Genomic DNA, 6,795 nt, shown 5'->3' on the forward strand with positions numbered 1-6,795 from the left:
AGTCCTCCACGCCGTAGGCTTCAAAGTCATATTCAGCAAACTTGACAAAAGAATAGTTCAGGGCAGTGGAACGCTTTAGTTTTGTGGACACGGAAATGTGATCCGGTTGCACTTCAATATCGCAAAAGCCTTTCACCCCAATCACCGGAATAGGATAGGCTTCTCGAGTCCAGGTTCCATCTTCCATTTTGTGATAGTGACCACTATACCATCCTATTTCCAATTCAAAGACCCTGTGAAACATGGCGTGGAATAGTTGCCCCGATCTTTTCTCTAATCGGTCATAGAAGCGCTGCATCTCATGGAGAAGTTCCTGATTCATGTGACCACCTCACATAAGTTTTGAGCACAGTATAGCACAGAAAAAAGGTTTGTGCCACAGGGCTGGTATGGGCGCATACGCTGATGTTGGGGGAATGAGCAACATGATTAATACCCTGGTTGCCATGACCCACACGCTGACCCACACGGCACAGCCCAGGACAGGCCCGTAGAGCGCATGAGAGCGTGAAGCGTGTTCTGCCCTGGGCGTTGCCATGTCGTGGCGCTGTGAGGCGTTGCAAGCCCTGTATGATGGCTTTGCGGATGCTAAGGGAAGGTGTGGGCGCAAGGTACTGTGACGGGGCGTCCCCCTTAGCTGCGGGCTCGTCGACCCCAAAAAACGCATAGTTAGTGCGCGAGAAAAGGGTAACTTTAATTGAAATTTTGTGTGAAATTATCAGCTTTTTGACTTTCCGCCTGGCGTGGAAACGCCCAGGACGTCGGGCGGAGGGCCAAGACATGGGAAAGGAGCGTGGCCTATGGCGGCAAAAAAGCAGGATGTGGTCGTAGAGGATGGAGCCGTGTACGTGCTGCGCGCCGGAACGTCCGTCTACGTTAAGACCGCCGACATCTGCTCAATGACCGGGAAAAGCAACCAGTGGATCGGACAGCTGGTAGCCCAAGGGACGCTGCACAAGCGCAGTACCCCGCACGGGAGCTTGTTCGACGTCACCGAGGCCGTGCGCGCCTATTGCTCCATGTTGGAGGCCCGCGCGGGGCCGATCAAGACCAAGGAGGAAATCGAACGAGAGGCCAAACAGGAAAAGGCGAAGGCGGCCGCTGACGTGACGATGAAGGTTGCCAAGGCCAACATCGCCAAGGCCGAGGCCGACGAGCTCCAGGGGAAAATGCACCGAAGCGAGGACGTGGCCGCGATGACCACCGATTTGATATACGCCATCCGCGGGGCAATGATGGCCCTGCCCGGCCGTCTGGCCGTGGACGTGGCTTCGGCAAACTCCCCAGCGGAGGCCGCCGAGATTATCCGCCGCGAGGTCAACAAGGCTATGCGGGAGCTCTCCAACTACCGCTATGACCCAAAGAAATACGAGGAGCGCGTCCGGGAGCGGAGGGCCTGGGAAGCTGACAGCGGGCGTGATGCCGATGACGGATAAGGAAACGCGTCGGCTCATTGAGGAGAAAGAGACCCGTGAGCGTGTAAAGAGGCTGAATGCCGTCATCACGAAGGTCTTGGCCGGCATGAAGCCGCCGGATGACCTGACCGTGACGGAATGGGCGGAGAAAAACCGGCGTCTGTCCACCGAGGCCAGCGCAGAGCCTGGCCCCTGGCGTACCGACCGCACCCCTTACCTCCGGGAGCCCATGGATGCTTTTACCGATCCCAGGGTACACCGTATCGTCATGGTAGCGGCGTCCCAGGTGGGAAAGTCGGAGTTTCTCAATAACACCATCGGCTACATTATTGACGAGGACCCTGGCTCCATCCTGTTCGTCCACCCGACGACCATCGACACAGATGGTAGAAAAAAATAGTGCAGCTTGCGTAGGCAGCTGCACCATGTCATTATATAATCATCTTATTCTAATATGTGGAGGTACAAACGATGGACAAACAAGAGTTGGAGATAAACCTATCGGAAATCCCAGACCATGTGAGAATAAAACTTGCTAGGGCAGCCCTGGATTTAGTGAAACACGTCTTAAGTCAGCCATGTGGACGAGAGATGCTGGATAGAGAGACTGAACGCAGGAGGCTAAAAAGTGAGCCCATTAACAGCCCACAAACAAAGTGAGTACACACTTTCAGACCGCAGTTTGTAATACGATAGGAAAGGGGAACGGCGACACCCGCTCCCCTTTCCTATCGTATTACAGCTCCGATTGTGCAGTTTGATAGCCTATGGCACGGCCGTATTCAATAGCGAGAATAAATGCTCCAAACAAATCTTGTGTCGAGAGCTTTGCAAGGGCAAACAGATCTTCAGTCGTTGCGTATTCCTCTTCGCCCAGAATCTTAGTGTTGGACACATACTCTCGTATCCAACTCAGCCTGTCAGCAAGTGCTTGAGCATCTTTTCGCTTCCGAGCTATTTGAATTCTGGTAGTTAAACTGGTAGGTTGAACGTTTTGTTCCGATTTTGTGGGCAGAGGAGCTGTTCTGGTGCGCTGTTGCTTGGCTATGTCTCGTGTCTTTTGATCCAGAAGGTCTAGTAACCTTTTACATGCCCACCGATAGGCGGCATAGGTAACAGGCTGGCCGCTCTCCAGGGTGGGAAGCACATCTTTGGAGTTTAGGTCGTAGAGGAAACGATCCATTCCATCTGTCCGGTGCACCAACTCCTTTAGCTGGCGACGACGGCACCTCCCCTTGTTTGTAGACGGATCAACAAGGGAGAGTACGGGTGCGGCGATGTATTCCAACCTGCACCCAAAGTTTTGCGCTAGCCGATGTATTTCTGGGACACTCAGATCCCCGTTGTCTACCATGGCTGCGACCATAATGGATTGGGAGACCTCCGCACACCTTGCAATGTGATCCAGCCACCAACCGGAAGCATCTAGTTCGGCCAGAATATTGGGGTAATAGGACATGGCTGGTGAGGACATGATCGGCCAAGCGTCATAGTGGTGCTTTCGGTGGCGATGACTCAAACGGGTGGCAATTGTTTGATAGAGGTCTTCAGGGAACGGAGCGGGGGCATACCCTTCCGAGCACATGGAACTGGGGTGCTTGGCAGATGAAGTGGAAACGTTTTTACTCATGATTATTCCTCCTTTACACCGTGACGCAGTTGATGCCGGCGGTAATTTCTCGAAGTGCATCGGCGGTGTGAATACCAAACAGGATGGCTGCCTGCTCATAGGCCCCGGTGTAGTTGGTAATGGCATCATCTAACTCGCACATCACGGCCTCAGGCACATACTTTGAGACAGTGTGCATAACCTTCTCCAGCTGGGCGGTATTCTCAACGATCCCTGTGTCGTTTAGCTGCTCACGGGACCAAACCTCGGAGCAGACGATTCCGGTAAGAATATCCTCTACGATAGCCAATTTCATTTCACGGGTCATTACAATTCCTCCTTGATTTTGGGGAGAAGGTCGTGGTACGATAGTTTCGACCCCCTCCTTTGAGGTGGGCTGGAGCCTCTTGTATCTCGCTTTGGTTGGTGCAGATATAAGGGGCTTTTCTTATGCCAGGGCAAAGCGACTGGCGGTGGTGGTCTTGGTGTGATTATTCACCTTCGACGGGGCCGGCGTGGTTCGGTGTACCCTTGCTCTGACAGCATAATAACACGGTTAGCAGTACAAAGCAACCGGCAAAATATACAATGTTAACCGTGCAAACTTGTGTGATTCTACACTGTTAACTATCTTAGAATTAGGATATAATCAAAGAGCGATGCGAAAGGTGGTGTTACGAATGGCTATCGCTGAATCAAGGAAACGGGCGAATGCCAAATGGGACAAAGAGAATATGACTACACTGGGGTGTAAAATTAAAAGGACCCAAGCGGCTAAATTTAAGTCCTACTGTGAAAACCAGGGCAGCACCTCCAATACGACCCTCAAGGAATTTGTGCTGGGGTGTATCGGAGAGCAGGAAGCAACTCCTCAGAGTACTGTGGTTGGCGAAAACCACACCGGGGTAGCGCTATCTCAGGAGGTTCTGAAAACAGCTCAGGATGCAGCTGCCAGCACTGGGGAAACGGTTCCCCAGTTCATCGGGCGGGCGGTGCAGACACAGGTACAGCTGGATAAAACATCTCTGACACTGGGGATTGATCCGGCTACAGCGGACAAAATAGGGAAGGAGTGATTTTTGTGCCATTACCCAAAGAAGAACGTTACACTCTAGCCGATGCACTGGTCTGGGACGAAGAGGATCGCATTGAGCTGATCGATGGCGTACCGGTAATGATGGCACCACCGTCCAGAGCGCATCAGGAGGCGCTCATGGAGCTGTTGGCCCAGCTCCATGCATACCTGAGAGGGAAGAAATGCAAGGTCTATCCAGCTCCCTTTGCTGTCCGGCTGTTCGAGAGTGAGGAGGAGCGCCCGGAGAATGTGGACACACTGGTAGAGCCAGACATCTCTGTGGTTTGTGATCCATCTAAGCTGGACGACATTGGCTGCAAGGGTGCTCCGGATCTCATTGTCGAGATACTGTCTCCTTCTACTACGCGTCACGACCGCTTCACCAAGTTCAACCTCTACCAGCGAGCTGGAGTCCGGGAGTACTGGATTGTCGATCCCGCCGACAAGTCGGTACAGGCCTTTGTTCTGGAGGATGGGCGATACAGTGCAAAGGACTTTGGCGCCGCCGGGGACAAGATACGGGTAAGTGTCCTGGATGGCTGCATCATCGACCTATCCATGGTATTTCCAGAATAGACGCACAGTGGGCTGGGTGATTACCCCGGCCTACTCTTTGCTCGTGGGCAGTCTGAAAGTGCAAATTTTCCACAGGGTGGTTTGTCTACACTCCGGCTTCGCTTGTCTGGTGGTATAATCTATATGGGTCTCACATAGCGCAAAAAAGCGGCCCAGAGGGGCCGCAGGATAGGATGAGGTCAAGTGGTGCGGCTTCAAATAGAAACCGACACAAAACCGACACGGGCATAAAAAAACAGTATTCTTCAAGTTACCGCAAGTAGCAGCAAGAGACTATAGAAAATCCGTGTAAGTATTGCGGCACAAGGGATTGCACACGATAAGGCAGAACAAACAACAACAAGCAACAACGGCTTTTTGTTATTTGGTAAGGATGAGGTCGGCAGTTCGAATCTGCCTAGCAGCTCCAAAAAGCCTTGAAAACTTCGGTTTTCAAGGCTTTTTTGTTTCCAAATATGATTTTATTGTGTGGGTCAGAATGTGGGGCAACCACCTGACCCACACCGTGACCCACACAGGGAAAGGGTCAAAGAGTGCCGGATAGGAAGTTTGTGCCTCCTATCCGGCTTTTTCTCTCTGTGTTACATCACTTGTGCCATAAAGTTGCCCATGGTGGCCGCTGCCTCGTCCTGCTTCTGCCGGGTGGCGTGGGTGTAGGTGCGGAGGGTAAACCCGGCGTCGTAGTGGCCCAGCATGGAGGATACGGTTTTCACGTCCACGCCGTTTTGCAGGGCCGTGGTGGCGAAGGTATGTCGGAGGTCATGGAAGCGGATGTGGGGTAGCCCAGCATCCTTTAGAATCTTCTTGTGGAGGTTTACCACGGAATCGGGGTGGTACATCTCCCCGGTGATGGGGGAGGGGAACAGGTAGGGGCTATCTGGGTGTTTTTCGTGCTCCTGGATCAGCAAATCCACCGCCGTCTGTGGGATGGACACCAGCCGAACAGAATTTTCGGTTTTGGGGCGAGTTAATTCCAGAGAGCCGTCCGGGTTGCGTACATATTGCTTGCTCACTGAGACGGTGTTGCTCTGGATGTCCAGGTCATCCCACCGAAGGGCTACCAACTCCCCTTTCCGCAGGCCGCTGACCAATTCCAGATAGAACATGGGGAGCAGGTCACGGGCTTTGGCTGCCTCCAAGTATGCGTGCATATCCTGGGCCGGGAGAATCTGCATCTCCACCTTCCTGGGCTTGGGAGGCACGCAGTCCTCCGTTGGGTTTCTGGGAATCAGCCGCTCCTTTACCGCCCGTTCCAGTGCGGCATGGAGCATGAGGTGGACACTGTGGACGGTGGTGGTGCTCAATCCCTGGGGCTGGTTGCTCCCCACATGGATTCTGCCGCTGTCCAGCAGCTCTTTATAGAGTTTTTGCAGGTGGCGGGTGGTCAGCTTCTTCAGTTTGATGTTTCCGATCCTGGGGATGGTGTAGCGTTCAATCATCAGTTCATACCGATTGGCGGTGGCGGTGCGCACATTGGGCTTGGCATACAGCTCGTACCAGGTGCGCAGCCAGGTGGCCACGGTGTATTCCTCGCTGCGGCTCACATCCAGTCCTTGACACTCCGCTATGGCCGTCTGGAGCTTTTCTTTCACCGCTGCCTGGGTCTTGCCCAGTACATTCTTGATGATCCGCTTGCCGGTCTTGGCATCGTACCCGGCGGTGTACCGGCCTTCCCACCGGCCATCCTTTCGCTTTCGGATATTTCCTTCGCCGTTGGCTCGCTTCTTTGCCATTTGGGGTCACCTCCTATTCAGTGACACAACATACCACAGAGAGGAGAGAATAGCCAGGGGACACGAGCGGAGTTAAGAGAAAGTTATCAATTCCCACGTCAGGGGTTTTCATTGTTAACACTGTGCTACTTTGGGAAGTGCTTTCTTTGTTTAGGCGACGCAAATCCTGAGCCACGCAAGCAGTCACAACCCCTGTAAATTTGTTGCGGCCCTAAGGATACGGGGAATCACGCCAGCCTTGGGGGAGTATTTTGCTGTTTACAACGCCCTGTTTGACACCTGTAAAAATGCCCGCACTGCGGGCATTTGTGGCCGGAGAGGGGGCGCTTGCGACCCCTCTCCTTTCTCCTGCTTCTCGTCGTCGCAAGCTACATATCCCTCATTTCC

General features: G+C 53.3%; 9 protein-coding genes. 5 read left to right on the plus strand and 4 right to left on the minus strand.

Going from position 1 to position 6,795, the window contains the following annotated elements; all coding sequences use genetic code 11:
* Positions 1-322 (minus strand): hypothetical protein (locus tag H9X86_RS11370; protein WP_204901637.1); only part of this gene is annotated, 322 nt, incomplete at its 3' end.
* Positions 323-800: 478 nt separating this feature from the next.
* On the opposite strand from H9X86_RS11370, the gene H9X86_RS11375 reads away from it, so the two are divergent.
* The 3 genes from H9X86_RS11375 (at position 801) to H9X86_RS11385 (ending at position 2,075) form a co-directional block, all read left to right on the plus strand.
* Complete coding sequence (locus H9X86_RS11375; protein WP_204901638.1) at positions 801-1,436, plus strand: hypothetical protein; 636 nt, start codon at positions 801-803, stop codon at positions 1,434-1,436.
* A complete protein-coding gene (locus tag H9X86_RS11380; RefSeq protein WP_243416941.1) occupies positions 1,426-1,815 on the plus strand; it encodes a phage terminase large subunit family protein in 390 nt (129 codons plus the stop codon). The genes H9X86_RS11375 and H9X86_RS11380 overlap by 11 nt, the downstream gene beginning before the upstream one ends.
* A gap of 71 nt (positions 1,816-1,886) precedes the next feature.
* Complete coding sequence (locus tag H9X86_RS11385) at positions 1,887-2,075, plus strand: hypothetical protein (RefSeq protein WP_204901639.1); 189 nt, start codon at positions 1,887-1,889, stop codon at positions 2,073-2,075.
* Positions 2,076-2,151: 76 nt separating this feature from the next.
* On the opposite strand, the gene H9X86_RS11390 is transcribed toward H9X86_RS11385, so the two are convergent.
* Positions 2,152-3,045 carry a hypothetical protein gene (locus tag H9X86_RS11390; protein WP_204901640.1) on the minus strand — a complete coding sequence of 298 codons (894 nt, stop codon included), beginning with the start codon at positions 3,043-3,045 and terminating at the stop codon, positions 2,152-2,154.
* Between the two features lie 13 nt (positions 3,046-3,058).
* Positions 3,059-3,352 (minus strand): hypothetical protein, encoded by a 294-nt coding sequence (locus tag H9X86_RS11395; RefSeq protein WP_204901641.1) that lies wholly within the window; start codon positions 3,350-3,352, stop codon positions 3,059-3,061.
* A gap of 352 nt (positions 3,353-3,704) precedes the next feature.
* Between H9X86_RS11395 and H9X86_RS11400 the strand changes: the two genes are divergently transcribed.
* Complete coding sequence (locus tag H9X86_RS11400; protein ID WP_204901642.1) at positions 3,705-4,100, plus strand: hypothetical protein; 396 nt, start codon at positions 3,705-3,707, stop codon at positions 4,098-4,100.
* Positions 4,101-4,105: 5 nt separating this feature from the next.
* Complete coding sequence (locus tag H9X86_RS11405) at positions 4,106-4,675, plus strand: Uma2 family endonuclease (RefSeq protein ID WP_204901643.1); 570 nt, start codon at positions 4,106-4,108, stop codon at positions 4,673-4,675.
* Positions 4,676-5,256: 581 nt separating this feature from the next.
* Here H9X86_RS11405 and H9X86_RS11410 read toward each other — a convergent pair.
* The gene (locus H9X86_RS11410; protein ID WP_204901644.1) at positions 5,257-6,408 is read right to left on the minus strand and encodes a tyrosine-type recombinase/integrase; all 1,152 of its coding nucleotides are present in this window, start codon (positions 6,406-6,408) and stop codon (positions 5,257-5,259) included.
* Positions 6,409-6,795 lie beyond the last annotated feature (387 nt).

The sequence above is a fragment of the Pseudoflavonifractor capillosus genome (assembly GCF_016902575.1).
GTDB classification, from domain to species: domain Bacteria; phylum Bacillota; class Clostridia; order Oscillospirales; family Oscillospiraceae; genus Enterenecus; species Enterenecus capillosus_A.

Bases quoted from the DNA above. Each gene is read 5' to 3' on its own strand.
- H9X86_RS11380 (WP_243416941.1), top strand. From the start codon at position 1,426: ATGACGGATAAGGAAACGCGTCGGCTCATTGAGGAGAAAGAGACCCGT.
- H9X86_RS11385 (WP_204901639.1), top strand. From the start codon at position 1,887: ATGGACAAACAAGAGTTGGAGATAAACCTATCGGAAATCCCAGACCAT.
- H9X86_RS11410 (WP_204901644.1), bottom strand. From the start codon at position 6,408: ATGGCAAAGAAGCGAGCCAACGGCGAAGGAAATATCCGAAAGCGAAAG.
- H9X86_RS11390 (WP_204901640.1), bottom strand. From the start codon at position 3,045: ATGAGTAAAAACGTTTCCACTTCATCTGCCAAGCACCCCAGTTCCATG.
- H9X86_RS11395 (WP_204901641.1), bottom strand. From the start codon at position 3,352: ATGACCCGTGAAATGAAATTGGCTATCGTAGAGGATATTCTTACCGGA.
- H9X86_RS11375 (WP_204901638.1), top strand. From the start codon at position 801: ATGGCGGCAAAAAAGCAGGATGTGGTCGTAGAGGATGGAGCCGTGTAC.
- H9X86_RS11400 (WP_204901642.1), top strand. From the start codon at position 3,705: ATGGCTATCGCTGAATCAAGGAAACGGGCGAATGCCAAATGGGACAAA.